Annotated in this window: 24 protein-coding genes and 1 riboswitch; of the genes, 11 read left to right on the top strand and 13 right to left on the bottom strand. The window is 65.9% G+C overall.

What is annotated here, in order from left to right:
- Positions 1-111 precede the first annotated feature (111 nt).
- From AC4FS3_RS14550 to AC4FS3_RS14535, 4 genes are all read right to left on the bottom strand, one after another.
- Complete coding sequence (locus AC4FS3_RS14550; protein ID WP_491021172.1) at positions 112-1,173, bottom strand: GT-B fold glycosyltransferase domain-containing protein; 1,062 nt, start codon at positions 1,171-1,173, stop codon at positions 112-114.
- On the bottom strand, positions 1,116-1,907 hold the full coding sequence (locus AC4FS3_RS14545; protein ID WP_491021171.1) for a dimethylarginine dimethylaminohydrolase family protein: 792 nt from the start codon (positions 1,905-1,907) through the stop codon (positions 1,116-1,118). Before AC4FS3_RS14545 ends, AC4FS3_RS14550 begins: the two co-directional genes overlap by 58 nt.
- 83 nt (positions 1,908-1,990) lie before the next feature.
- A complete protein-coding gene (locus AC4FS3_RS14540; protein WP_491021170.1) occupies positions 1,991-3,400 on the bottom strand; it encodes a protein kinase domain-containing protein in 1,410 nt (469 codons plus the stop codon).
- A complete protein-coding gene (locus AC4FS3_RS14535; protein WP_491021169.1) occupies positions 3,397-4,137 on the bottom strand; it encodes a metallophosphoesterase family protein in 741 nt (246 codons plus the stop codon). Before AC4FS3_RS14535 ends, AC4FS3_RS14540 begins: the two co-directional genes overlap by 4 nt.
- Positions 4,138-4,320: 183 nt before the next feature.
- Between AC4FS3_RS14535 and AC4FS3_RS14530 the strand changes: the two genes are divergently transcribed.
- From AC4FS3_RS14530 to AC4FS3_RS14505, 6 genes are all read left to right on the top strand, one after another.
- Positions 4,321-4,530 (top strand): TOBE domain-containing protein, encoded by a 210-nt coding sequence (locus AC4FS3_RS14530; protein WP_092898552.1) that lies wholly within the window; start codon positions 4,321-4,323, stop codon positions 4,528-4,530.
- Positions 4,523-4,981: an SAM-dependent methyltransferase gene (locus tag AC4FS3_RS14525; protein WP_491021168.1), complete on the top strand. Its 459-nt coding sequence runs from the start codon at positions 4,523-4,525 to the stop codon at positions 4,979-4,981. The genes AC4FS3_RS14530 and AC4FS3_RS14525 overlap by 8 nt, the downstream gene beginning before the upstream one ends.
- Complete coding sequence (locus AC4FS3_RS14520; RefSeq protein WP_491021167.1) at positions 4,978-6,021, top strand: ABC transporter substrate-binding protein; 1,044 nt, start codon at positions 4,978-4,980, stop codon at positions 6,019-6,021. The genes AC4FS3_RS14525 and AC4FS3_RS14520 overlap by 4 nt, the downstream gene beginning before the upstream one ends.
- 16 nt (positions 6,022-6,037) lie before the next feature.
- Positions 6,038-7,042, top strand: coding sequence for a FecCD family ABC transporter permease (locus tag AC4FS3_RS14515; protein WP_491021166.1), 1,005 nt, complete (start codon positions 6,038-6,040; stop codon positions 7,040-7,042).
- Positions 7,030-7,815: an ABC transporter ATP-binding protein gene (locus tag AC4FS3_RS14510; RefSeq protein ID WP_491021165.1), complete on the top strand. Its 786-nt coding sequence runs from the start codon at positions 7,030-7,032 to the stop codon at positions 7,813-7,815. Before AC4FS3_RS14515 ends, AC4FS3_RS14510 begins: the two co-directional genes overlap by 13 nt.
- A 283-nt stretch (positions 7,816-8,098) precedes the next feature.
- A complete protein-coding gene (locus AC4FS3_RS14505) occupies positions 8,099-10,075 on the top strand; it encodes a TonB-dependent receptor plug domain-containing protein (protein ID WP_491021164.1) in 1,977 nt (658 codons plus the stop codon).
- 133 nt (positions 10,076-10,208) lie between these two features.
- Here the strand turns inward: AC4FS3_RS14505 and AC4FS3_RS14500 are convergent, their stop codons facing one another.
- The 5 genes from AC4FS3_RS14500 to AC4FS3_RS14480 are packed head-to-tail and all read right to left on the bottom strand — an operon-like array spanning position 10,209 to position 16,894.
- Positions 10,209-10,994, bottom strand: coding sequence for an ABC transporter ATP-binding protein (locus AC4FS3_RS14500; protein ID WP_491021231.1), 786 nt, complete (start codon positions 10,992-10,994; stop codon positions 10,209-10,211).
- Positions 10,995-10,999: 5 nt separating this feature from the next.
- Positions 11,000-12,931: a Fe(3+)-hydroxamate ABC transporter permease FhuB gene (gene fhuB / locus AC4FS3_RS14495; RefSeq protein WP_491021163.1), complete on the bottom strand. Its 1,932-nt coding sequence runs from the start codon at positions 12,929-12,931 to the stop codon at positions 11,000-11,002.
- Positions 12,931-13,791, bottom strand: coding sequence for an ABC transporter substrate-binding protein (locus AC4FS3_RS14490; protein ID WP_491021162.1), 861 nt, complete (start codon positions 13,789-13,791; stop codon positions 12,931-12,933). Before AC4FS3_RS14490 ends, fhuB begins: the two co-directional genes overlap by 1 nt.
- Entirely contained in the window at positions 13,788-14,741 is a 954-nt protein-coding gene (locus AC4FS3_RS14485; RefSeq protein ID WP_491021161.1) for a DUF6925 family protein, read from the bottom strand. The genes AC4FS3_RS14490 and AC4FS3_RS14485 overlap by 4 nt, the downstream gene beginning before the upstream one ends.
- 11 nt (positions 14,742-14,752) lie before the next feature.
- Positions 14,753-16,894: a TonB-dependent receptor gene (locus AC4FS3_RS14480; RefSeq protein ID WP_491021160.1), complete on the bottom strand. Its 2,142-nt coding sequence runs from the start codon at positions 16,892-16,894 to the stop codon at positions 14,753-14,755.
- 110 nt (positions 16,895-17,004) lie between these two features.
- Positions 17,005-17,199: riboswitch (cobalamin riboswitch) on the bottom strand.
- A gap of 249 nt (positions 17,200-17,448) precedes the next feature.
- Here AC4FS3_RS14480 and pdxY point away from each other — a divergent pair.
- Complete coding sequence (gene pdxY, locus AC4FS3_RS14475) at positions 17,449-18,303, top strand: pyridoxal kinase (RefSeq protein WP_491021159.1); 855 nt, start codon at positions 17,449-17,451, stop codon at positions 18,301-18,303.
- 245 nt (positions 18,304-18,548) lie between these two features.
- Here the strand turns inward: pdxY and AC4FS3_RS14470 are convergent, their stop codons facing one another.
- Positions 18,549-19,934 (bottom strand): diguanylate cyclase, encoded by a 1,386-nt coding sequence (locus AC4FS3_RS14470; protein WP_491021158.1) that lies wholly within the window; start codon positions 19,932-19,934, stop codon positions 18,549-18,551.
- A gap of 468 nt (positions 19,935-20,402) precedes the next feature.
- Between AC4FS3_RS14470 and AC4FS3_RS14465 the strand changes: the two genes are divergently transcribed.
- The 3 genes from AC4FS3_RS14465 (at position 20,403) to AC4FS3_RS14455 (ending at position 23,215) form a co-directional block, all read left to right on the top strand.
- Positions 20,403-20,684, top strand: coding sequence for a DUF3572 family protein (locus tag AC4FS3_RS14465; RefSeq protein WP_491021157.1), 282 nt, complete (start codon positions 20,403-20,405; stop codon positions 20,682-20,684).
- Positions 20,685-20,798: 114 nt separating this feature from the next.
- On the top strand, positions 20,799-21,491 hold the full coding sequence (locus AC4FS3_RS14460; RefSeq protein ID WP_491021156.1) for an HAD family hydrolase: 693 nt from the start codon (positions 20,799-20,801) through the stop codon (positions 21,489-21,491).
- Between the two features lie 125 nt (positions 21,492-21,616).
- Positions 21,617-23,215, top strand: a complete 1,599-nt coding sequence (locus AC4FS3_RS14455) for a trimethylamine methyltransferase family protein (RefSeq protein WP_491021155.1) — start codon at positions 21,617-21,619, stop codon at positions 23,213-23,215.
- 99 nt (positions 23,216-23,314) lie between these two features.
- Here the strand turns inward: AC4FS3_RS14455 and ribD are convergent, their stop codons facing one another.
- Both ribD and nrdR read right to left on the bottom strand, forming a co-directional pair.
- Positions 23,315-24,409 carry a bifunctional diaminohydroxyphosphoribosylaminopyrimidine deaminase/5-amino-6-(5-phosphoribosylamino)uracil reductase RibD gene (ribD, locus tag AC4FS3_RS14450; protein ID WP_491021154.1) on the bottom strand — a complete coding sequence of 365 codons (1,095 nt, stop codon included), beginning with the start codon at positions 24,407-24,409 and terminating at the stop codon, positions 23,315-23,317.
- Positions 24,410-24,441: 32 nt separating this feature from the next.
- Positions 24,442-24,912: a transcriptional regulator NrdR gene (gene nrdR, locus AC4FS3_RS14445; protein ID WP_198837080.1), complete on the bottom strand. Its 471-nt coding sequence runs from the start codon at positions 24,910-24,912 to the stop codon at positions 24,442-24,444.
- A gap of 220 nt (positions 24,913-25,132) precedes the next feature.
- Here nrdR and AC4FS3_RS14440 point away from each other — a divergent pair, with 220 nt between their 5' ends.
- A complete protein-coding gene (locus AC4FS3_RS14440) occupies positions 25,133-25,552 on the top strand; it encodes a hypothetical protein (RefSeq protein ID WP_491021153.1) in 420 nt (139 codons plus the stop codon).
- Positions 25,553-25,614: 62 nt separating this feature from the next.
- Here the strand turns inward: AC4FS3_RS14440 and AC4FS3_RS14435 are convergent, their stop codons facing one another.
- Complete coding sequence (locus AC4FS3_RS14435) at positions 25,615-26,112, bottom strand: hypothetical protein (protein WP_491021152.1); 498 nt, start codon at positions 26,110-26,112, stop codon at positions 25,615-25,617.
- Positions 26,113-26,176 lie beyond the last annotated feature (64 nt).

The following is a 26,176-nucleotide window of genomic DNA, read 5'->3' as shown; positions in this document are numbered from 1 at the left end:
GGAAGGGCCGCCGGTCAGGGGCGATATCGGAAAAGGAATGCGCGAAATCATGCTGGTTTGGGCGCCGGCCATACGCCGAAACCAGCCTGGCCGCAGCTCAGCGCAGCCGTCTCAGCGCAGCCAGAGCCCTTCGCGTCTGAGCGTATTGCGGATCACCTTCTCGCGGCGCGGCAGATCATTCTGGTCAAACAGCGCCCGCGCCTTGCGGCCCCGGTTCTGATAGACCATCTGTTTCGCCTGTTCCCAGTCGCGCAGCAGGCGGCGGTTCTCTTTCTCTTTCGCAACGGTCTCCAGCACGTGCACCGCCAGGTCCGACCCGGTGGCGTATAACAGCGGCAGCGTGCGGTAATGCAGCGTCAGATCACCATCGAGCCCGGCCAGATCAGCTCCTGGCCTGCCGCCGCCGAAAGAAGCGATCACCAGCGGCAGAGCGATCTGATCCAGCCAGGGCCAGAGCTCCTGACAGACCAGTGCTGCCGGGCGGTCTTTGTGGATCGTCTCCGCGTAATCCAGAAACCGGCGGCCAAAGTCCTGCGGGCTGTCATGCAGGAACCAGCCCGCGTTGAAATACATGTAGCGCTGCCAGTGTTCATCGGGCCAGGACAGATCCAGCGAACCCGCGAAATCCAGCCCGAACCGGTCATAAAGCGCGGCCCAGGTCTCGGCATAGCCAGGGCCGTAAAGCTCAATCACCGGCCAGGTATCCTCGCGTTTCATCGACGCCGAGGGGCGCGAGAAATCCGGTGCCAGCGTCGAGAGCGGCCCCGTCACCAGTGTGTCGGTGTCGAGAAAGAGGAAAGGTTCATCTGGCAGCGCGGTCAGCATCTCGATCTTGTTGCCGATCGCATAGGCGGCGCCAAAGACCTTGTTGTCAAAGGGCACGAATTCGGCGCCCAGCTCTTCCAGCCGGTCGCGAAGCGCGCCTTTTGGCAGGCGCGGATCTTCGGGCCAGAGAGGACCCGGTTGCGGCTCGGCCAGCAAAAGGCGCCCCTGAAAGCCGGGATCCGCCGCGCGCAGTGACGCCGCGAGCAAGAGCGCCTCATGCCCAAGGCGGCCGCGTTGCACCACGGCTGCGATATTGAACGGGCGGGCAGGGGGCACCGGCGCCACCCCGCTCAGCGCGGCGTGAAACGCAATGACAGGCAGGACATGCCGCCATCGATTTTCTGGCATTCGGAATTGCCGATCTCGACCACCTCATAGCCCGCCGCCACCAGCCGGTCGCGGGTTTTCGGGAAACCGGCGGGGAAGAGCACGATCCCGTTGAAGCGGATCGCATTGGCCGAGGCCTCTTCCCCTTCGGCAACCGCGATCACCTTATAGCCGGTGAAACAGCCCGATGCCGCCAGCCGGTCGGTCGCGAGCACGGTTTCCGCATCCATCAGCGAGCAGTCGGTCTTGAAATGCAGCACGCCCGGCGGGGTATGGACCTCGCGCACCACCTGGCCCCAATCGGCGACCAGACGCGCAAGCTCCGCGATCCCGGCCTCATTGGTCCGGGCCGAGCGGCCGACAAGGATCTCGGTTTCGCCCATCAGGATATCGCCGCCTTCGATGAAACTGTCTTCGCCCTCGATGCGGCGGATCTCGCTGTAAAGCGCGCGCAGATGCGGCTCCATCTCGGCCGCCTCACCGAGGCGCGAGGGCGCGCCGGGCCGCATGATCACTGCGCCTTCAGGCAGGCAGAGCGCGGTGTCTTCGACAAAAACGCTGTCCGGATAGGCGTCGAGCGCCTCCAGTACCGTGACCTCGGCCCCGGTCGAGCGCAAGGCTGCGATATAGGCGCTGTGATGTTCCTCCATCAGGGCAAGGTCCGGGTTGCCGGTATCCACGGCGCGCAGCCCCCGGATGATCGACTGCGCCGGTTTGCGGCTGATTGCGTGGGTGAAAGAATAGGAGCGCGGCATCGGATTTCCCCGGGAAAATTGTTCCGACCATGGCTAGCCTGATTTGGCGGGCACGAAAAGGCCCCGCTCTCAGCGCAGAGGTCTCAGCCTCCGGGGGCGGGCAGACGCACGATGGTCACGGTGCAGGGCGCTTCGGCCACCACCTGGGCCGAGACCGAGCCAAGATAGCGGCGGAGCGCCGAACTTGCCCGCGCGCCCATCACGATATGACCGGCAAGGATACGGGTCGCGTGTTCGGTCAGTGCATTGCCGGGGTCGGGGGCTTCAAGCACGGTATAGGTTACGCGTCCTTCGGGCAGGCCAAGCGCCTCGCCCCAGGCTTTCAGCGCGACAAGGCGGGCGACATGCAGATTGTTACCCGCCTCATCGGTGCCCTGATCCAGCTGGATCCGCGCGCTGCGCAGCACATTGACACAGGCAAGCCGCGCCTCGGGGCGGAAATGCAGGATCTCGCGTGTGGCGCTGAGGATCTCCTGCGACAAAGCCTCCATCTCGGGCGAGAGGTCGACGGCCGCCATCACCACCTGGGCGCGGGCGGTGTCTTCGGCGGTCGGGGCGGGCAGGTAGCCCCGGATCCGGCGCGCGCGCCAGCGGCGCCGCAGCACCGGCCAGACCCCGTCCTGCACGAGCTTTGTGGCGCGCGCGGTAAGCTGCACCTGATCGGGATGGCCAAGGTCAAAAGCCATCTGCGCCGCCGACTGAAAGCGCTCTTCCGGCTCGACCTCCAGCGCACGCAGGATGATCTCCTGCAACCAGGGCGGCAGCTCGGGGTTCAGCGCGCGCGGCGGCTTTGGGTCGCGCCAGAGGCGGCGTCGCACGGCGCGCAGCGTGGTGGTCCGGCCAAAGGGCAGCCTTCCGGTCGCAAGCTCGTAAAGCATTGCACCGAAGGCGAAAATATCCGATCGCGGATCATCGCGGTGATGCAGATACTGTTCGGGCGCGATATAGGGGAAGGTGCCCATCGGAATGGCAAATTCCTCGCCCAGCAGATCCGGCAGATCAAGATGGCGTGCGAGGCCATAATCGATCAGCACCAGCCGCCCGGCCTCATCGCGCATCAGATTGCCGGGCTTGAGGTCCAGGTGGATCACCCGCTGGCGATGCACCTCATGCAGCGCCGTCGCGATCTCGATGGCCAGCGCGACCAGCTGATCGGGCAGCAGCGGCGCGCGGTCAAACAGCTCCTGGAACGAGGCGCCTGGCAGTTTTGCCGTCACCAGATAGGGCATGACCGCGAAATCCCCCGCCGCGATCAGCTGTGGCACATGCGGGCCCGAAAGGCGCGGCAGGATCATCTGTTCGATCTCGAACCCCACAATCGTCGGCCCGTCATCGCCGTCGAGAATGGTCGGCACCTTCATCACCATTGGCCCGGGATGGTCCGGATGGGTGACCTCCCAGATCGTGGCAAAGCCGCCGCGATGCAAAAGCGGGCCAAGCGTGAAGCCATCGATCTGAAGCCCCTCGGCCGGGCGTTTCTGGCTGCGGCTCATTCTCCGCTCCTCAGGCGCAGGGCAAGCTCTTCGGGCAGGCCGGCAGCCAGAATCTTTCCGGCGGTGATGGCGGTATCATAGGGCGTGCGGCGAAAGCTGAGCTCGCGGGTTGTGGTGTCAAAGATGGCCCAGCCGGCCTGGGGGCTGCCATCACGGGGCTGCCCGACCGAGCCTGCCACCACCAGCCAGCGCCGCGACGACAAAAGCGGCACGGGGATCCGGGGCCTCTCTGCATGGGCCTGGATCCGGTCATGGATGTCAGAGCTGTAGAGCGCCGGCACATGAACGTGACCGCAAAAGATCACACCGGCGTCAGAGCTGCGAAAGCTAGCCATCGCATCGCGGTCCGAGGTGACATAGATCCAGTCGCCCGGGCTATGGGCCGAGGCATGGGTGTAAAGCCGGTCCTCCTCGCGGATCGTCAGTGGCAGCGCGGCAAGCCAGCCGGTCTGCGCGGCGGAAAGCCGTGGCCGCGTCCAGTCGATGGAGGCCCGCGCCGTGGCGTTCATGTCGCGCGCCGATCCTGCGATGGCGGCATCATGATTGCCCCGGATCACCAGGGCGCCGGCGGCCTCCAGCTTCTGGATCCGCTCCACGCACCAGGCCGGATCGGGGCCATATCCGACGATATCGCCAAGGATCACATAGCGCCCGATATCCCGCGCCTCTGCATCGGCAAGCACTGCCTCCAGCGCTTCGCGATTGCCATGAATATCGCTGAGAAGGGCGATCCGCATGCGGTTCTCCGGTTGCTCTGCCCATCCTGGCAGAGCGCGGCCCCGGGCAAAACGCATATTTTCCGCGCAGCTTTGCACCAGGCTGGCAAGCTGGTCGGGGCGCCGGGGCTTGCCGCGCCCTCCGTTGTATTGCACCATACATAAGGCGCGGCCATATGGCCGCCATCAGGGGGAGAGACCGAGATGCGACTGAGCGCCCGAAATGTCCTGCCGGGAACGGTGATCGAGATTGTCACCGGCGCGGTGACGAGCCATGTCCGCCTTGATCTTGGCGGCTCAATTGTTACGGCTGCGATCACCAATGAGGCGGTGAAAGAGCTGGGTCTGACCGTGGGCGCAAAAGCCTCGGCGGTGATCAAGGCCTCGGATGTGATGATCGGCACCGATGACTGATCACGTTGCCGACCTGCGCCCGCATGAAGTGGCAGTGCCGCTGCCCGGGGCATTCGACGCCTCGATCTGGTTCATTGGCCGGCTGCGCACGCCGTGGACCGATCGCAGCCAGTGCCCGCGCCGGGGCGATCCCGACAGCGGGCCCGATTGCCGGGTCGAACTTGACCCGCGCTGGATCGAGGGCCTGGCGGGGGTCGAGGGGCGCGAGCGGATCCAGCTGTTATACTGGATGCATCTCTCGCGCCGCGATCTGATGCGGCAGAACCCGAATTTCGGCGATGCCTCGGTCGGGACATTCTCGCTGCGCTCGCCGGTCCGGCCCAATCCGATCGCGGCGACGGTGGTGCGGCTGTTGCGCGTTGAAGGCGCGGTTCTGCATGTGCGCGGCCTGGACTGTGTCGATGGCACGCCGCTTGTTGATATCAAAGGCGAATTCGGAGCGATTCCATGAGCTTCCCAACCCGCCGCGCCATGCTGGCCGCGGTTTTTGCCGCTCTGGCCGCGCCGGTTCTGGCATTTGACGGACAAAGCGTCACCGATGCCACCGGCCGCGAGGTGCTGGTGCCTCTGAACCCGGCAAAGGTCTTTGCTGCCGGGCCGCCCGCCTCGGTGTTGCTTTATGCGCTGAAGCCCGAAGCGATGGTCGGCTGGGTGATGGCGCCAAAACCCGTCGATCTGCCTTATCTTTTGCCTGAGACGCGCGGCTTGCCGGCACTCGGGCGGCTGACCGGCAAGGGCGATACGCTGAACCTTGAGGTGCTTTTGACCACCGGGGCCGAGCTGATCGTCGATTTCGGCACCGTGAATGCCACTTACCGCGACCTGGCGACGCGGGTGCAGGATCAGGCGGGGCTGCCCTATGTGCTGATCGATGGCAGCTTTGCCGCGACGCCACAGGCGATCCGTGAGATGGCGGCGATCCTTGGGGTCGATGCCCGGGGCGAGCAGCTCGCAACTTACGCCGAGGCCGCCTATGCGGAGGCGGACGCTTTGCTTGCGCAGGTGCCCGATGCAGACCGCCCCCGCGTCTACCTGGCCCGAGGTCCGGAGGGGCTGGAAAGCCCGGCGCGCGGCTCGATCAATGCCGAGATCATTGAACGGATGGGCGGCATCAACGTGGTCGAGGCCGAGACGCGTGGGCTGGTCACGGTCTCGCCCGAACAGATCCAGGCCTGGGCGCCGGATATCATTCTGACGGTGGACCGCGATTTCGCGGCCAATGTGCGCAAGATGCCGGAATGGCAGGGGATCCCGGCGGTCGATCAGGGACGCATCTATCTTGCACCCGGTGAGCCCTTTGGCTTTATCGATGCGCCGCCTTCGGTCAACCGCTTGATCGGCCTGAAATATCTGGCGCATGTCTTCTACCCGGACCTGGCCGGAGGAGATCTGGAACAGGCTGATCTGCGCCAGGAGATCGCGGATTTCTACACGCTCTTCTACCAGGTGACGCCGGATGCGGCAGCGCTGGACGCGTTGCTGGGCGAATAGGATCGGGACCAGAAGAATGCGGCTTTCCCTGCTGGCGCTGGCGCTGGTCTTCGCGCTGATCCTCGGGATCGGCCTCGGGCCATACCCGCTGAGCCCCGGCCAGATTTTTGATGCTCTGACGGGCGGGCTGACCGGGGGCCTGACGGGGGCGGGGGATGATCGCCAGGCGCAGGTGGTGCTGTGGAATATCCGCGGCCCAAGGGTGATCTCTGCGGCGCTGATCGGGGCGGGGCTGGCGGCGGCGGGGGCGGCCTATCAGGTGGTGTTCCGCAACCCGCTGGTCTCGCCCGATATCCTTGGCGTCTCGGCCGGGGCGGGGTTTGGCGCGGTGCTCGGGATCCTGCTGGGCCTGCCGGTGATGGCGATCCAGCTGATGGGCTTTGGCTTTGGCCTCGCGACGGTTGCGCTGGTGATCGGGCTGACACTGGCGCTCAGGGGCGGTGCGCAGCTTCTGGTCATGGTCTTATGCGGGATCGTCATTGGCGCGCTGGCGGGGGCGGGGATCTCGCTGGTGAAGCTGCTTGCAGATCCCGATGAGCAGCTTCCCGCGATTACCTTCTGGCTGATGGGCAGCCTTGCCGGCGTCAAGCGGGTCGATCTGCTGGCGGCGGCGCCGGCGGTGATCCTGGGCCTCGTGCCGCTGATCGCGCTGCGCTGGCGCATCGGGCTTCTGGCGATGGGCGATGACGAGGCCCGCGCGATGGGGATCGAGGCCGGGCGCCTGCGGTTTGTGGTGATCGCGGCGGCGACGCTGATCACGGCGGCAGCGGTGGCGCTGGCGGGGGTGATCGGCTGGATCGGGCTGATGGTGCCGCATATGGCGCGGCTGGTGGCGGGGCCGCGCTTTGACCGGATGCTGCCGGCGGCGCTGCTGGCGGGGGCATCGTTCATGGTGCTGGTCGATACCGCCGCACGGATGATCGCACCGATGGAAGTGCCGCTGGGCATCCTGACCGCCGTGCTTGGCGCGCCGGTTTTCGTGATCCTGCTGGCCAAGGGGGCGCGGGCATGGAACGGCTGACAGCGACTGGGGCGCCGCTGCTGTCGGCGCGTGATCTGGCGGTCGGCCATGGCGCCCGGGCGCTGATCCGGGGCATCGGGTTCGACCTTTATGCGGGGCGGGTTCTGTGCCTCCTCGGCCCGAACGGGGCGGGGAAGACCACACTGTTTCGCACCCTTCTGGGGCTGATCCCGCCGGTTGCGGGCAAGGTCCTGCTGGGCGGCGCCGATCTGGACGGTCTGAGCCGCAGCCAGATTGCCGCCCGGCTGGCGCATGTGCCCCAGGCGCTGGCCTCGCCTTTTGCCTATACGGCGCGGGATATTGTGCTGATGGGGGCTTCGGTGGGGCTTGGCGCCTTTGCCCGGCCCGGGCGCGCCGAAGAGGCCCGCGCCCTGGCCGCGCTCGACCGGCTCGGCATTGCGGATCTGGCGGATGAGGATGTCACGCGGCTTTCGGGCGGCCAGCGTCAGATGGTGCTGATCGCCCGCGCCCTTGCGCAGGAGGCGCAGGTTCTGGTGATGGACGAGCCGACCGCCAGCCTCGATTTTGCCAATGTGAAAGCGGTGGAGGCCGCGATCCTTGGTCTGGCGGCAGCGGGCCAGGCGGTGGTGGTCTCGACCCATGATCCGGGCCAGGCGGCAATGCTGGGCGATGAGGCCCTGCTGGTCAGCCGCGCCGGTGTGATCGCCTCGGGGCCGGTCTCGGATGTCATGCAGGACGCCGCCCTGAGCCGGCTTTACGGCATTGCGGTGCGCCGGATCGAGGGGCCTGACGGCAGGCCGCATTTCTACTGACAGTGATCGGATTGCTACGCCCGGGAAAAAGAGCCCGGAACCTGCGCCCGGGCTTCTTGCCAATTTCGTGACGATATATTTCATCATACATAACGATTCGCGAAAATCCGCCGAAAGCCGGGCGGTCGCGGATGAAAAGCCATGCCACTGGAAGGATTCCTGATGTCTTTATTGCAGCGATTGGTGATTGCAGGTCTGTTATTCCCCGGGCTGTCCGCCCCCGTTTTCGCTCAGTCCTCCGAGGAGACCGCCTTCGCGCTCGGCACGATCTGGCTTGGCGTCGATGATGAAGGTCAGGGGGGGGACCACCGCGAAAGTGACCGGCGAAGAGGCCGCGAAACAGAACCGCGCCACGCTTGATGACACACTCAGCGTTCTGCCCGGCGTTTCTTCCACCCCCTCGGGCGGTGGATCCAGAAACGAGCGCGAGGTTTTCGTGCGCGGCTTTGACCGCTGGCATGTGCCGCTGTCGATTGACGGCATCCGCATCTTTCTGCCTGCCGACAACCGGCTGGACCATGGCCGTTTCCTGACCCCGGACCTCGCCGAGGTCCAGGTGCAGAAAAGCTATGTCTCGGTGATCAACGGCCCGGGCGGCATGGGCGGCGCGATCAACCTCGTGACCCGCAAACCGACGCAGCCCTTCGAAGGCGAGGCGCGGCTGGGCATCGACGCCGGCAATCGCGGCGATGTGACGGGGCGTACGGGCTATCTCTCGCTCGGCACAAAACAGGAATTCTGGTACGGCCAGGTTTCTTACATGCGGCGCAATGTCGACGGCTTCTACCTGTCGCGCGATTATGTTCCCGATCCGCGCTACCCCTATCAGGGCGAAGGTCTGCGCAAAGACAGCGCCACCGATGACAGCCGTCTGAACCTTAAAGTTGGCTATACGCCCAATGCGACCGACGAATATGTTCTGAGCTATACCCGCCAGGAAGGCTCGAAATCGGCGCCTTACAGCACGCTTCTGCCGGTCATGGGCTATCCGGGCACCGGTCCGGGGTCGAACCAGCGGGACTGGACCTGGCCGCAATGGGATATCAGCAGCATCGCCTTCTATTCGACGACCGAAGTCGGATCCGGTACGCTGAAGACCAAACTTTTCTACAACACGTTCGACAATACGCTCTCGGCCTGGGACAATGCGAACCATTCCGCCCAGACCCTCGCGCGGGCCTTTAACAGCGTCTATGATGACTATTCGGTCGGCGGCAGCGTCGAATACGGGCTGAGCTTTGGCGATCACGATCTGCGGATCGCGTCCTTCTTCCGCCGCGATGTCCACCGCTCCACCAATTACGCGCGCCCCGACCATCCGACGCTGGCACGGATCGACCCGACTGAGCACAGCAAGGAAGAGACCCTCTCGCTGGCGATCGAGGACACCTGGCGCGTCAATGACGAGCTGCGCATTGTTGCGGGCCTGTCCTATGACAAGGCGAAAGTGCTTGAGGCCGACCGCACCGCTGCCAGTCCGGGCAAGCCGACGGTTTCGGTCGATGCGGTGAACTGGCAGCTGGCTGCGATCTGGACCCCGGGTGCAGGCGGCGAATATCATGCGAGCCTCTCGTCCAGGACCAGCTTCCCGACGCTCTTCCACCGCTACTCGACCGGTTTTGGCTCGATGGTGCCCAACCCGGATCTGGATGCAGAGCGCGCGCTGAATTTCGAACTGGGCTATAAGGGCGATCTTGGCCCGGTGCAGCTGGAAGGCGCGGTGTTCTACAGCCGCATCACCGATCTGATCCAGTCGATTGATCTGGGGACGATCGACCCGATTTCCGGTCTTCCGCAATCGCAGCGCCAGAACCTTGCGAAAGGCACCTATAAGGGCTTTGAGATCGCGGCGAACTGGGAAGTGAATGACAGTGTCGCGCTGACGGCGAATTACACCTACCTGCATACCAGCGTCAAAGATCCGGTTGTCACCACCGCGAAAGTGACCGATCTGCCCGATCACAAAGCCTATCTGCGGCTGGACTGGCAGGCGCTGGACCGGCTGACGGTCTCGCCCTCGGTCGAGGTCTATGGCGGCCGCTGGTCGGATCCGGCCATTGGCTCGGGGAACCGCAACGCGCCGATCTATACGAAAATGGGCGGCTTCGCGCTGGCCAATTTCGATATGGCCTGGCAGGTGAGCGATCAGGCGAATGTGGGCTTTGGCATCCGCAACCTCTTTGACCGCAACGTCTCGGTTGTCGAGGGCTATCCCGAGGCCGGGCGTACCTTCTACCTGACCTCGCAGATCAGGTTCTGATCCATCTCACAGACGGGCTGGCCGGGCTTCACGTTTCTCACAGGGGTCAGTCTTCTGAACGCCGCTCCCATCTGATGGGAGCGGCGTTTTTCATGGGGTCTGAGGCAGAGATCAGGGGGAGATCAGGGCGCGATCAGGGGGAGGGGATCGCCACAGGCAGGCCCGCAACGCTGCCGGTGGTGACAGCAAGGCCGAAGGTTTCGCTCAGGATCGGCGCGCGGAAGACATCGGCGACGGGACCAGCGCCGGTCACCCGGCCCGCCTTCAGCGCCACCAGATCATCGCAGAACCGCGCCGCGAGGTTCATGTCATGCAGCGCGATCACCACACCGCGCCCGGCCGCGCGCGCAAGGTCCCGCAGGGCGGATAAAAGATCAAAAGACCAGGCCAGGTCGAGCGAGGCCGAGGGCTCATCCAGCAACAGCCAGTCAGCGCCCTGGGCCAGCATCATCGCAAGCCGGGCGCGTTGCGCCTCACCGCCCGAGAGGCTGTCGAGGGGGCGCGTGGCAAGACCGTCCAGCCCGCAGAGCGCGATGGCTTCGGCAATGGCCCGCTGGTCTTCCGGGCCCGCACGGCCAAAGGCACCATGCCAGGGATAGCGGCCAAGTGCCACCAGATCGTGTAGCACCATGACCCCGGTGGCGGGCGCGCTTTGCGGCATCAGCGCGACGCGTCGGGCGAAATCGCGCGACTTCCAGGCGTCAAGCGCCAGGCCGTCAAGGCTGCATATGCCGGCATCGACCGGGGAGAGCCGGGCAAGCACCCGCAACAGGCTCGACTTTCCCGAGCCGTTGCGCCCGATCACGCCGCAGACCCTTCCGGGGGCCAGGCGCAGGCTGATCTCTCGCAGAACCGGCTGAGCGTTCAGGGTAAGGCCCAGATTTTCCAGATGAAATCCAACGGGGTCGCCAATGGTCATGCGGGTCACGCCGGTCTCCTTGCGAGAAAGATCATGAGGAAAACCCCGCCGCAAAGCAGCGCCATCATCCCCGCAGGGATCTGCCAGGGGAAGGCCAGATTGCGGCCAAGCCAGTCGGCCAGAACCATCAGCGCGGCCCCGCATAGCGTGGCAAGCGGCAGCTGTGCGCTGGCGCGGGGCGGGCCGCAAAACCGCGCGATGGCGGGGGCGATCAGCCCGATGAACCCCGGCGGGCCGGTCAGGATCGTTCCGACAGCCGTGGCCAGCGCCGCGAGCACCACCACGCTTGCGCGGGCCCGTGTCAGCGGTAGCCCCAGCAGGCGGGCGGCGTCTGGCCCGAGAGGCAACAGGTCGAGCCAGCGGCGGAGCAGCAGTGCGAGGCCGAGAAGCGCCGCCGTCACGCTTAACGCGATGACGGCATCTGACAGGGCGATCCGGTAGGTGGAGCCGGAGAGCCAGGTCATCAGTTGCCCCGCAAGCGGATGGCCCGAGGCCAGCAGCATCGCCAGCACCGCCGACAGGAGCATCGAGACCGCCAGCCCGGCAAGCAGCAGCCCTTCGGATGAAAACCGCAGCCGCGCTCCTGCCACAAGGATCAGAACCAGACCTGCGAGGGCGCCAAGGCTGGTGGCCCCGTAAAGCAGCCCGCGTCCGCCGCCACCTGTCATCACGACGGCCAGCACGAGGCCAAGTGCCGCCGCGCCGCTGATGCCGAGAAGCTCGGGGCTGGCCAGCGGATTGCCGGTCAGCCGCTGCATCAGGCAGCCCGCAAGACCGAAGGCCGCCCCGGCTGCCGCAGCACCGGCCACGCGCGGCACCCGCCAGTCAAACATGGCGAGGGGCGAGATATCCCAGCCCTCCGGACCGCGCCCGATGGCAAGGGCGGCGGCAAACAGCGCCAGAAGCCCCAGCAGGAGAAGGGGCAGCCGGGGCACAGGCCGCGCGCGGCGTGGTAAAGCGGGCAAGAGATGCTCCGGCGCGGGCTGGCTGCTTTTGCGCAACAGGGCGATCATCAGCACCGCCCCGATCAGGGCCAGAAGCGTGCCGGTCTGCACCGGGATCCAGGGGCGCAGCAGCTGGACCAGCTGATCTGCCAGCATCAGGATCCCGGCGCCCGTCACGGCAATCGCGCCGGATCCCGGCGTCCGGCCGGTCAGCGCCCGTGCCACCAGCGGCGCGATGATGCCGAGAAAGGCGAATACCCCGGTCAGCGCGGTCACCAGCGCGGCAAGGCTCACCGCCGCCGTCGCCAGCATGACCCGCCAGCCGCCCGGCGCCAGCCCCAGCACCCGCGCGCCCTGATCGCCAAGCGCCAGCACCTCGAGCGGCCTGCGCGCGAAAGGCGCGAGCACCAGCGCCAGCGCCAGTGCCGGGGCAAGCCGCGCGGCAATGGTCCAGCCCTCCTGCTCCAGTGCGCCCGCCTGCCAGAGGAACAGGCTTTGCAGCACCTCATGGTGAAACAGCGTCAGCACGGCATTCAGCCCGCCAAGGCTCGTGGTCACCACCAGCCCCGACAGGATCAGCGTGAGCGACGAGACCCCCTGAAGCGCGGCCAGAGCCAGCACCAGCGCCAGTGCCGTAAGCGCGCCCGCGAAAGCCGGCAGCGGCAGCCAGGCCGGCGCAAGGCCTGGCGCGTTCAGGAGTGTCAGCGTCAGCGCACATTGCGCCCCGGCGGTGATCCCCAGCGTCGCGGGCTCGGCAATCGGGTTGCGGAAAACGCGCTGCAGCAAAGCACCGGCCAGCGCGAGCGCCGCCCCCGCGAGGGCGGCGGTGACGAGGCGCGGCGCGGCGCTCAGATGCAGGATAAGCGCCGGGATATCCCCCGGATCGGCCCAAAGGATCGCGGCAGGCCAGCGGCCGGGCAGCGCAGTCCCGGCATTCAGCGCGAAGAGCACCAGGGCGGTCAGCCCGGGCAAAAGGATCAGTAAAGCGCGCATCAGATCAGCCCGATCCCGGTGGTAAGGGCATCGGCGAGCCGGGTGGCCGAGGCGAGACCGCCTGCGGGGAAGACCGGCGGCAAGGGAATGGCGCGCAGGGCGCCGCTTTCGATCACACGGGTGAAGAGCGCGCCTTGCGGCAGCGGCCCGGTGGCGAGGATCGGGGCGCCGGTGGCGAGGATCTCGCTGAGGCCAAGGGGCAAAGCGCCCGGCGGGCCGCTGCCGGGAAGCGCATTGCGCCCTCCGGCAGCGGCCAGCAGATCCCCGGGCAGCGAGCCTTCGGTGAAAACCAGCGCGTGTCGGCCATCTTCCAGAAAGCGGGCCAGCAGAACGGGGGGCGGGTTGCGGCTTGCGATGGCCCGGGTCAGGCGGTCCCGCGCATGGTCAAATCCGGTGACAAGGTCATCCGCACTGATCTGCCCCGCATCGGCGATCTCTCGGGCCAGATCGGTCGCGATCTCAAGACCGGGGCGGGAAAAGGGCATTGTCTCCAGCCAGAGGACCGGCGCGATCCGTTCCAGCCCTGCCTGCGGCCCGCGCTGCCAGTCGGCGGCAATGATCAGATCGGGGGCGAGGTGAAACAGCAGCTCCATATTCGGCTCATTGAGCGGGCCGAGGTCATGCAGGCCATCGGGCAATGCCGGAACGCCGACGAGGCGGCGATAGAGCGGCAGATTGCCGGCGGCGAGCGGGGTGAGCCCAAGCGCCAGCGCGGTTTCGGTCAGGATCAGTTCGGTCGTGACAAAACGGGGCGCGTGCGCATCCTGTGCACGGGCCCCGCGCGGCGCAAGGGCCGGAAGGAGCGCAGAAACCCCGAGCGCCAGTGCCCCGCGCCGCGTCAGAGGGGGGAAGGGGGTCATGTCTGGCTCCGGACCGCAGCCAGAAGCGGGCGGTCATAGCGCGAGAGCCAGGCTTCGGGCGGGGCTGCGCCGGTCTCGGCGAGCCATTGGCGCAGGGTGACGCGGATGACGGCCTGGGCGTGGCGGTCGGGCTTCTGCCCGGGCGCATCGGTTGCCTCGGGCGGCAGGCCGCTTTGCAGCCGCGCGCGGGTCGCGGCTTTCAGCGCCATCAGGTCGGGGCGGCCATGACGCGCGAGGATGGTCTGGAATACGGTATGGATATCGGGATCGAACGGGCGGCGCTGCCCCGGGCGCACCCGCGCCGGATGCGGCGGGAAGATATGAGCAAAGGGCAGCCAGCCCTCTGGTACCGGCGTGGTCGCGGCATGGGTCAGGCCCCGGCTACCGGCGGAAGGGATCGCATGGATCGGGCAGGCGCCATCCGCCACCCGCTCGGCGCGCAGAAAGGGGGTCTCGGCAATCCAGTCACCCGGAAGCGCGGCCAGCGCCTCGCGGCAATCGTTCCAGTGCTGGCCCGCCAGCAGCAGGGCCCGGGCGCGGGCCGTCGCTGCAGGTCGAAAGAAACAGCGAAGCCCGGCATGGCCCAGCCCCAGATCAAGCGCCGGTGCGCCCTGGTCTGCGGCGACCAGGGCCGCGTCATCCGCGACCACGGTAAGGTGGTGGTCGCGGGGGCAGGGAGGCAGCCCACCTGCCTCGCATAGCGCGATCCCGTGATTCCAGCCCCTCGGCTCGCTGCTGAGGGTCTCGAATGCGAGAAGCTTTGCTCCGGGGGTGAGACGGGCGCGCCCGGTCTCACCTTCCAGCACCAGTGCCCCGCCGATCTTTTGCGGGATACCGGTCAGGTCAAACCCCATGAACCCCGCAAGGGTGCCGATGCTCCACAAATGCCCTTCGGCGCCGAAAAGCCGGGCAAGCAACGCGAAGGTTTCATCTTGTGGGGCATCGGTCATGGCGCGAGCTTTCAGAACTTCGAGGTCAGCTGCAACTCAAACCGGCGCGGCGCACCGAGAACCACCTGACCCTTTTCGGGGTAGAGATATGCCGCATAGCTTTTGTCGAAGAGGTTCGTCACGCGCAAAGACAGGGTCGAGCTCTCGCCCGCCTGCCAGTCAAGCCCGGCATTGATCAGCGAGAAACTGCCGCGTTTCTCGGTATTGGCGTAATCATACCAGGCCTTGCCGACGAATTGCACACCCAGATGCGCAGTCCAGACATCGGCGAATTCCCAGGAGGCCCAGAGATTGGCCGAGGTTTCCGGCACGAGGAGCGGCACATTCCCCGAATAATCCACCCAGGAAAAGGTGTTGAAATCGAGGTAGGTGAAATCGTCAAACCGCGCTCTGGTGCGGGCGATATTGCCGCTGAGCCGCAGGGTATCGGTCACCCTGGCGCTGGCTGCCAGCTCGATCCCGCGCGACGATTGCTGCCCGGCCTGTTGCATCGTGAAAGACCCCGGCGCCAGCACCGGCACATTGCGCTTCACGATATCATAGGCGGTGAGCGACCATTCGGCGCGGCCATCGGCAAAGCTCTGGCGCAGCCCGATCTCGAATTGTCGCCCCGTGGTCAGGTCGAAGTCGCGGAAATTCGCGGCGTAATCCATCAGCGGCACGTTCACCGGGTCGGTGGACCAGGCCAGCTGGCCGTAAACCACCGTGGTCTCAGTCGCCGCCCAGCTGAGCGCGACCCGCGCCGATGGCGCCTTGTAGCTGGCGTCAAAGCTCGTGGCGGGGTTTGCGATGCCCTGGCGGCTCAGATCGAACCAGTCCTGGCGCAGGCCAAGGCTGAGCGCCAGCCCCTGGCCAAGCTCGGTGCGGTTTTCCAGAAAGATCGCGCGCTGGTCTAGGGTCGAGCGGTATTGCGCCACCGGGGTCAGGCCGGTGGGGAAACGGCCGGGGCGCGGGTTGAACGGATCGACCGTGACCGAGCCGAAGTTGAAGGCACTGGCATAGCTGGATTTCGAGCGGTTCAGGTCAAAGCCGATCACCGTATGGCTGTCATAGCCCGCGATCCCATGGCGCAAGCCTGCATCCAGCCGGAAGCCGGTCTGATCCTGATCCTGGTCGATGGCGACGAATTCGCCGACCGATACCGTATCGGTCACCGGATCCCATTCATAGGTTTCAGCATTGCGGAAGCTGCGGTCAGAGCCGATGCGGTACAGCACTGCCGAGACGCGGACCGCGTCCGACGGCGCCCATTCGGTTTTCAGCTGCAGCCAGTGATCGGTGAAGTCGGTCCTCGCGTCTTCAACATTGTAGTTCAGTGCCTCGGTCCCCGCGACGAGGATCCCGTTGCGCAAAGGCGTGCCATAATAGGTCATCGGCTCGCGCTTTGCGTAATCGGCGGACAGGGTGAAGGTCAGATCGGGCGTCGCCTTCCAGCTCAGCGCGGCGGTCACGGCGCCGAGACTGTCATCCGCACCGTCGATCCAGCCGTCGGATCCATCCGCGATCACCGCGATGCGGTAGGAAAGCGTATCCGAGAGCGAGCCGCCACTGTCGGCGCCAAAGCGCAGCCTGCCATCTGACCCCGCAAGCGCGGTCAGCAAATGGCGCGGCGCACCGTCAAACGGGCGTTTGGGCATCGCATTGACGAAACCGCCAATCGCGCCATGGCCATGGATCACCGAACCGCCGCCTTTCAGGACCTCGAATTCCTCGATCAGCCAGCTGTCGACCGGGAAAGAGATATTGCCGCGTCCGGGAAACTGCCTGGTGCCGTCAAACAGCATCATGACCGAACTGCTGCCCTGAAAGCCGCGCGCGGCGAAATGATTGTCGTAATTTGGCGCTCCGGTCGCGGTGACCCCGGTTGCGGTCTGCGATACGGCAGCAGTGATCGAATGGAGACCGCGTTCGGCCATGGTTTCGGTGCCGATCACCTCGACGGCAGCAGGGATGTCGCGGATTTTTTCGCCCAGCCGGCTGGCGGTGGGCGGGGTGGCGTCAAGTCCCTGGCCTGCGTCGTCATCGACCGGCAGCCAGATGGTGCCAAGGCCGATGGTGGTCTCTTCTGCCAGCGCCGGCGCAGCGGCGATGGGGGTGAGAGCGGTAAGTGTCAGCAAAAGCCGCACAGACGTGCGGCGGGAAATGGACGGCATGAATTTTACCCCGAAAGGCGTTTTGCACGTCACTGCAGACTGCAAGGAACCGACGGGCAATCACCCGCATGTCATCCTTGCCATCAGGAACCCCCGCCCGATGTGCCTGCCCGTGAATATGGCCGACGGCAGGTCTCCTGGCTCGCGGGTCAGTGGGTTTCGCGCCTTCCCAGGGTCCCTGAACCCCAGTGGCATATCGCGAAACCCTCGCCGCTCACAGTTGCGGGGGCAGCCGCAGATCGGGCGGATGCCCTGCTGCGTTCCCTCTTTCCTCCCTCGCGGGAACCGTCGCCTCTGCGCTACCCGCCGGGGTGGTGGTCTGTCAACGCCCGTTATCACGGGCGCGTTATAAGGGGGCATCCGGGACCCCTTGTGAGGAGCCTGTCCTGAGGGGCGGGGCGGGCGGTTGCCGTTCGGCCCCCCTCTTCATTTCTTTGCTGAAATTTCCCCAAAGCCCCGTGGTTTACCCCATGGCCTTTTGCGCGCGGGCGGATGTAACCTCTGCCCGCGCGCGCCGGGCCATGACCGGGATCCTGCGCAGGAAGGACATAGCCATGCAGACCCCGCCTTTCGTCATTTCGATCCAGAGCCAGGTCGTGTTCGGCCATGTCGGCAATTCGGCGGCGCTGTTTCCGCTTTGCGCGGCCGGGCTGGAGGTGGCGGCGATCCCGACGGTGGTGTTCTCGAATACCCCCGATTACCCGAGCCTGCGCGGTCGCGCGCTGCCCGAGGATTTTTTCGCCGATCTGCTTCTGGGCGCGATGGAGCGTGGGTTGCCCGAACGGGCCGATTATATCGTGACGGGCTATATCGGTTCGGCCGCGATCGCGCATCTGGCGGCGGAATTCATCGCAAAAGCGCGCGAGATCAACCCGCGACTGGTCTATCTCTGCGACCCTGTGATCGGCGATGCCGGCCCGGGGCGCTATGTGCCCGAAGCGGTGGTGGCGGTGATCCGCGACGAATTGCTGCCGCTGGCCGATCTGACCACGCCGAACCCGTTTGAGCTGTCGCTGTTGTCGGGGCAGAAGATTACGCGGCCTGAAGATCTGGCGCTGGCGCGGGCGGGGCTGAACCTGAGGCCTGGTGCGCGGGTAATTGCGACCGGATGCGTGCTGGAAGACAGCCCCGAGGGCTGTCTTGAAAGCGTTGTGATCACGCCGGACGGCGTGAGCCGTCACCCCGCGCCGCATTTGCCGCTGGCGCTGTCGGGGACCGGGGATCTGTTCGCGGCGCTGATCATTGCCGGGCTGGGGCGCGGCCGTTCCCTGGCCGATGCCGTTGTTTTTGCGCAAAAGCTCACCGGGATTGCGATGGGGGAGGCGGCGGCACTCGGACGGCAGGAGGTCATGCTGAGCAGCGCGGAATTTCTGGCGAGCCTGGCAGAGCTGGCGGCGATCCGCCGCTGACCTCGGGTACCGGGCCCGTCCGCGCTGTTCTGCCTGTGGGGATGTGGCATCGGTTTCCGCCAGCTGTCTTCCTGACCAGGGCGCAGGGGCCGCCAGCAGGTCTCCTGCACAGACAGGTGCGGCGCTGCCTGGTCTGAGGATGCGAGGGCGAGGTCTGGTGCCCGGTTTTGGCAAGGCGCTGGACGCGGGCTCTTCCGTCCGCGCCATATCACCGGGGCGCCGCAGGATGGCGGCAAGAGGTGGCGTCACACAGAGGAATGGCTGAGCGTTACGACATTGCGGCCCAGGGTTTTCGACCGCAAAAGCGCGCCATCGGCCGCATCCACCATGGCAGTGATATCCTCGGAAGGCGCCATCGGGCCGCCGCCGGTTTTCACGCCGATGGAAACCGTCACGCTGAGCGTGACCCCATTGCCGCCATCGACCGGCGTGGCGCCGACCACGCAGCGCAGCCGTTCGGCAATGCGCTGCGCCTCGGCGGCGGTGGTTTCGGGCAGGGCGATCAGAAACTCCTCACCCCCGATCCGCGCCAGCATATCATCGATCCGCAGATTGTCGCGCAGGCGGCGGACCACTTCGACCAGGACAGTGTCGCCGGTGGTGTGGCCATAACAATCATTGACGGATTTGAACCGGTCGAGGTCGATTACCAGCACCGCGAATTCGCTGCCCTCGACCGCCGCCTGTTCGGCGATGCCTGCCAGGCGCGGGAAAGCATAGCGGCGGTTATAGGCACCGGTCAGCGGGTCGATGATCGCAAGCCGCAGCCCGGCCTCGATCGAGCTCCGCTCGGCATCGGCCTGTTGCTTGCGCCGTAAAAGCAGGCGAATGCGCAGATCCAGCTCTTCGGCGCTGACAGAAGGGTCGATCACGTCATGGGCGCCCAGATCAAAGGCCAGCGCGGCGGTGTCACTGGTTTCCGGCGCCAGGATGCAGAACATGCTGTGGCGGAAATGCGAAATGCCGGAAAGCTGGGTCATCAGCCGCAGACCGCCGCCATGGGTGCCGGTATCGGCCTCGATCAGGAAGACATGGGTATGGGCCGCCTGTTCGCCATAGCTCGCCACTTCCGCAGGGGCATGTACGCGCGCATGGTCACGCAGTCTTGGGTCCAGCTGTTGTTTCCAGGCCTGCGCGGTCTCGGGCCGGGCGGCGATCAGGCCGACGGGGCCGACCGGCAGAAAGCTGCCCTTGCGGTCTGCGAGGCCCAGCATCTCGGGGATCTCGCACCCCCAGGCGCGTGACATCATCTGGCTTTCCTCGCGCTGGCGCAGCAGATTGCGGATCCGCGCCAGCAGGACCGACATATCGGGGGGCTTGACCATCACGTCATCTGCGCCCGCCCGCAGCGCGGCCAGCCGGCGCTCTGGCGTGTCTGGCGCGATGAGGGCAATCACCGGCAGGTTGCGGGTGCGCGGATCGCTGCGCAGCGCGCTAATCACTTGCGGGCCGGGCATATCGGGCAGGTCACAATCGATTACGATCAGATCGGGACGTTCGCGCCGTGCTGCGCGCAGACAGGAAGTGGCATCCGCCGTCAGCAGGGGCCGGAAAAAGCCATCGCTCAGCCGGACCTGGAAGATGACCCGGTTTGCCGGGATAGAGTCCGCGATCAGGATACGGCGTGGCATATCAGGCTTCCCTGCTGGAAGGTCGGTCGGAACGGGGCGCGGCGGACAATTACGGGGATTATCGGCCGATTGGGGAGGGCGGGACGGAAAGTCAGATTGCAGGATCTTCGGTTGGTCGCATGCAGGAAAGACAGCGCGGTTTTATCTGTCAGGATTTTGTTATGCAGATGGTTAACAAATCCTTTCAAATCGCTTCGATCCCGCTCACCTTTTGGCGATAAATCCTGGAATCTGTGGGTAAAGCTCTGGATAACAGCAAGGGCCAGGTCCGAGGTCGGGTTCACGATTAGAAAAATCTTCTCCCGGAGGGGGCTCGGTCGGCACTTTCCCCCAAGATCGCGCGTGGCTTCCCTGCCTTTTTTCGCGACCCACCCCGGCTCAGCCGGGACATGCGGCATTGCCGGCCGCCGATGGCTGTGGGATGGATGAAGCCTCGGACGTGCGCGATGACAGCAGGAGAACCCCCCGATGACGCAGCAGGAAAACGCGCAGATCCTGGCCCTTCAGGCCCTGGCCTGGCTTGCGGCGGATGAGGACCGGATTGGCCCGTTCCTGGCGCAAAGCGGCATCGGGATCCTGGAATTGCAGGCGCGGGCCGGCGAGACTGAGGTCCTGGCGGCGGTGATGGATTTCCTGCTGGGCGATGATGCACGGGTCGTAGAATTCGCGGCCGGGGCGGGGCGTGCGCCCGCAGAGGTGGCGGCGGCGCGGGCAGCTTTGCCCGGGGGCGAGGTGCCCGACTGGACCTGAGAGCCGCGCCGATCCGGCCGCACACGCGTTTCTGACGGCGGCTGCAGTCTGCGAGACGATCCTGTTACCCCCCGGCCCTAAGTGCAAAGGGCCGCAGCCAGAGGAACCCGCCTGATGATCGACGCCCTGCTTTTCGACAAGGATGGCACGCTTTTCGACTTCCGCAAAAGCTGGGGCGCCTGGGCGCAGAGCTTTCTGACCCAGATCGCGAGCGATGCGGATCATGCCAGCCGGCTGGCAGCGGCTGTCGGCTATCTGCCTGATACCAATGATTTTCACCCCGACAGCCCGGTCATAGCGGCGACAGCGGCGGATATAGCCGCAACGCTGCAACCGCATCTGCCGGGGGTCGGGCTGGCCGAACTGACCGGGCGGATCGACCAGGCGGCGGCCCAGGCGCGGATGGTCGAGGCGGTGCCGCTGGTGCCACTTTTCACCGCGCTGCGGGGGCGCGGGCTGAAACTTGGCATCGTCACCAATGATTCCGAGCGCCCGGCGAAGGCGCATATGGCGGCACATGGGTTGACCGGGCTGGTCGATTACATTGCCGGCTATGACAGCGGCCATGGGGCGAAACCGGGGCCGGGGATGCTGAACGCCTTTCTGCGCGAACAGGGCCTCAGGCCCGGGCGGGTGGCGATGATCGGCGACTCGCGCCATGATATGGAGGCGGGGCACGCGGCGGGCATGACGCGGATCGCGGTGCTGACCGGGATCGCCACCGAGGCAGATCTGGCGCCGCATGCCGATCTGGTCTTGCGTGATATCGGTGCGCTGCCGGCCTGGCTGGATCAGCTGTCGAACTGATTATCTGCAGGCGCGCGCCAAAAACGACATAAGCATGTCGCCGGTTTGTTGCGCCTCTGCGCGCAGGCTCAGTCATCGTGATTCCTGACCGGGCCGCGCGCCCGGAGCTTCAGGGAGGGCCGCAGATGACCGGGGATTCAGGGATCCAGGCAGGTGACCACGCTTCTGACAGCGGGGCTGACACGGGCCGGCGCAAGCGCAGCGGCGGGCGCGCCGGGATGAAATCTCGCGGCGCTTTGGCCATTGAACAGATGCCCTGGCGAATCCCGCTGAACCCCGACCGCCCGACCGAGCCACTGGATGCCGACGGCGTCCAGCGTATCCACCGGGGTGCGATGACGATCCTCTCGGAGATCGGCATTGAGTTCCTGAACCCCGAGGCGCTGGAGATCATGCGTAAGGCGGGCTGCATCATCAACGGCACCAATGTGCGGATGGATGAGGCTTTCGTGATGGAGATGCTGGGCCATGCTCCCAGCCAGTTCACCATCACGCCGCGTAACCCCGGGCGTGAGATCGTGATCGGCGGCAAACACATGGTGTTTGTAAATGTGTCGTCACCGCCGAACTCCTGGGATCTGGAACGCGGCAAACGCTCGGGCGATTTCGCGAGCTTCCAGGAATTCATCAAACTGACGCAGTATTTCAACTGTATCCATGTTGCGGGCGGCTATCCGGTCGAACCGATTGATATTCACGCAAGCGTGCGGCACCTCGACTGTCTGCAGGAAAAGCTGGTGGTGACCGATAAGGTGGTTCACGCCTATTCGCTGGGTGCCGAACGGGTTGAGGATGTGATGGAGATGGTCCGCATCGCGGGCGGGCTTTCGCATTCCGAATTTGACGCAAAGCCGCGTATGTACACGAATATCAACTCGGTCTCGCCCCTGAAACACGACTATCCGATGCTCGATGGTGCGATGCGGCTTGCGCGGCGCGGACAGCCGGTGGTGATCACACCCTTCACGCTGGCGGGGGCTATGGCGCCGGTGACCATGGCGGGGGCGGTGGCCTTGTCGCTGGCCGAGGCTTTGGCGGCGGTGGCGCTTTTGCAATATATCAACCCGGGTTGTCCGGTGGCGATCGGCACCTTCACCTCGAATGTCGATATGAAATCGGGTGCGCCCGCGTTCGGGACGCCGGAATATATGCGCGCGACGCAGATGACTGGGCAGCTGGTGCGATATTACGGGTTGCCGCTGCGGTCTTCCGGCGTTTGTGCGGCCAATGTCCCCGATGGCCAGGCGATGTGGGAGACCTCGAATTCGCTCTGGGCCGCCGTGCAGTCGGGGACCAATATGGTCTATCACGCGGCGGGCTGGCTGGAGGGTGGGCTGATCGCGAGCCCTGAGAAATTCGTGATGGATTGCGAAGTGTTGCAAATGATCCAGCGCTATTTCGAGGAGGCGACTTTTGCTTCCGGCGAGGACGAAATCGCGCTGGAGGCGATCCGCGAGGTCGGGCCGGGAGGGCATTTCTTTGGCTGCGCCCATACCCAGGCGCGCTATCAGACCGCGTTCTATCAGCCCTTTGCCAGCGACTGGCGCAATTATGAGGCCTGGGCGCTGGATGGGGCGACCTGGACCGCCGAGCGGGCGCATCGGATCTATAAGCAGATCCTTGCGGAATTCGAGCCTCCGGCCATGGATCATACGGCGCAGGAGGAGCTCGCGCGCTTTGTGGCGCGGCGCAAGCAGGAAGGCGGCGCGCCGACCGATTTCTGAGCCTGAGGGCGCGCGGGGGCCACAAGCACGCCGCGGCCTTTCAGGCAGGGGCCGGGGCGTTCCACACGGGCGCCTTGTTTCTCTGTGGCGCGCCGAGGGTCAGAATCTCCACTGGCTGAGGGTATCGGTGCCGATGCGGCGTTGCGCGATCAGATCCAGGCGGGGCGCGTCTTGCAGGGCGCTGAGCCCCAGCGGGCCGAGGGCGGCGCGCCCGTCTTCTCCGATCAGCGCGCCGGCGGTGAAGCTGACCAGTTCATCGACGAGGTCCGCGCGGATCAGCGCTGCGGCGAGGCTGCCGCCGCCTTCGCAGAAGATGCGGGTCAGGCCCTCGGCGGCGAGCACTTGCAGCGCCGCCGTCAGGTCGAGATGGGGGCCGGTTCTGGGGCAGGGGAGCAGTTTCGCGCCCGTTGCGGCCCAGGCAGTCTGTGCGGCGGCGGGCGCATCGGGCCCATGCATCAGCCAGACCGGCACCTCGCGCGCGGTGCGGCCGAGGCGGCTGTCGGGGCGGTGGCTCAGCTGGCTGTCGATCACGATACGGATGGGCTGGCGGGTCGCGCCGATGCCGCGCACCGTCAGATCCGGGTCATCGGCACGGGCGGTGCCGGAGCCGATCATCACTGCATCATGCGCCATCCGCATTGCATGGACGGCGCGGCGCGACTCCGGCCCGGTGATCCAGCGGCTTTCGCCGGTGCCCGTCGCGATGCGGCCATCGAGTGTGGTTGCAAGTTTCAGCGTCACAAAAGGCAGTCCGCGGGTGACCCGTTTGAGAAAGCCTGCCGTGACCTCGGTGGCTTCGGCGGCGAGGATGCCCTCGGTCACCTCGATGCCGGCCGCGCGCAGGATCGCGTGGCCGCGTCCTGCGACGCGGGCGTCGGGATCGGTGATCGCGCTGACGACGCGCGCGACGCCTGCCGCCACCAGCGCCTCGGCGCAAGGGCTGGTTTTGCCGTGATGGGCGCAGGGCTCCAGCGTCACATAGGCGGTGGCGCCGCGCGCGGCCGCGCCAGCCTGGGCCAGCGCCACGCGTTCGGCATGGGGGCGCCCGCCGGGCTGTGTGGTGCCGCGCCCGACGACCCGCCCGTCTTTCACCAGCACGCAGCCGACCGAAGGGTTGGGCCAGCATGTGCCATTGCCCCGCGCCGCGAGGCGCAGGGCATGGGTCATATGGGTCTCATCGATCTGACGGGTCATGGTCACTCCGGGGCCTTTGCGGCCCCGGGGGATTACTCCTCGGCCTTGTCGGTGGCGGGCCGCAGCTCGCTGACAAAGCGGTCGAAATCACCCGCAGCCTGGAAGTTCTTGTAAACGCTGGCAAAGCGAACATAGGCCACCGTGTCGATCCTGGCGAGGGATTCCATCACGATTTCCCCGATGGTCCGCGACGGCACATCGGTTTCGCCCATGCTTTCGAGCCGCCGCACGATGCCGGAAATCATCTGGTCGATGCGCTCGGGGTCGATGGGGCGCTTCTGCATCGCGATCCGGATCGAACGCTCCAGCTTGTCGCGGTCGAAATCCTCGCGTTTGCCATTGGATTTGACCACCACCAGATCGCGCAGCTGCACGCGTTCATAGGTGGTGAAACGCCCGCCACAGGCGGGGCAGAAACGGCGACGACGGATCGAGACGTGATCTTCGGCGGGACGCGAGTCCTTCACCTGGGTGTCGATATTACCGCAGAACGGGCAGCGCATCGCGCCCTCCTTGCTTGTTGTTATTGGCCTGCCTCAAGACCGGGTGTTCCCCCCGGTTCATTGCTCTGACTATAGGCACCACCACCGGATGAGGAGAAAGGGAAAAAGTTAACCACCGGATATTGTGTGGGCCAGGTGTGGCCGGGAGGACTCAAACGCTGCTCCCCGGAGGGGTGTGTTTTTGCATGGCATTTGTCATTTCTATGTTACGATTTCATGCATGACGCAGCGCCTCGCCCTTTTATCCGCCGCCTGTCTCGCCGTGTTTCCGGGCGGTGCTCCTGGTTTATCGGCGCAGGAGGCCCTGAAAGGCCCGGGAGAGACAGGCCGGGTGCAAAAGGGGCCTGGCGGCGAGACGATCTGCGCCCCGAGGGCCCGGCTGCTGGCGCGTCTTGAACATGGGCGGGACTTTGCCACCCAGGGCCAGGGGTTGCGCGATTCCGAGGCGATGATCGAGATCCGTGCCGATGCGGATGGAAACTGGCTTTTGCTGCAAAATTATGCGGATGGGCTGAGCTGCCTTGTCGCGATGGGCGAGGCCTGGGACGGTGCGGGCCCGACCGCTCCGCGCGCGGGTATGGGTGAAGGCGTGCTTTCCCCTGACGCCGTTCCGCCGGCGGAGAAAACCGATCCTGCATGAAGGGCAGCAGAAGATCGGTCCGCCCGGGGCGGACGGCATGGGCTATCAAAAGGGGATTTGGCCTAGTTGCAGGGCGCGGTGGTCCAGCGGTGGTTCTCAAAGCTCCAGCATTGGCCGATGCTCTCTTTCGCGCCGTAAAGCAGATCGAGCCCGCTTAGAACGGAGCCTTTGGTGCAGTCGAGCGCGGCGATCAGCTTCTCGCCTTTGAGCACATTCACCCCGCCTTCGGGCCTTGCATCCGGGTCCTGGCGGTCAAAGCTGGACCAGACCTCATAGCTGGTGCCGTCATTGTGGAATGTGACAGCCTCCCAGATCGCGCGGCCGACGCCAGGCCAGGGCTGGTACTGCAGATCGCTCAGTGCCGTGGCGATCTCGAGCTCTGGCTTGCCTGCGGGGCCGAAGCGATAGCTTACCGCGCTGCCGGTACGGCAGATTTCCAGCGCTTTCTTGCCGATGCGGCATTCAAAGAGACCCTCGCCCTGGCAGGCGGCAAAGGCGGGGGCGGCGGTAAGCAGGCCGGCGACCAGAGGGACAAGGGCAGCAAGAGCGAACGGGCGCATCGGACATCCTGAAATCGGGTTTCACGCGAGTCTGGACGGAGATGCATGGCGGCACAAGGGAGGG

It is taken from the genome of Pseudogemmobacter sp. TB195 (genome assembly GCF_058313095.1).
The sequence above is the reverse complement of the archived record's forward strand: the minus strand, read 5'-3'. Positions and strand labels throughout refer to the sequence as shown.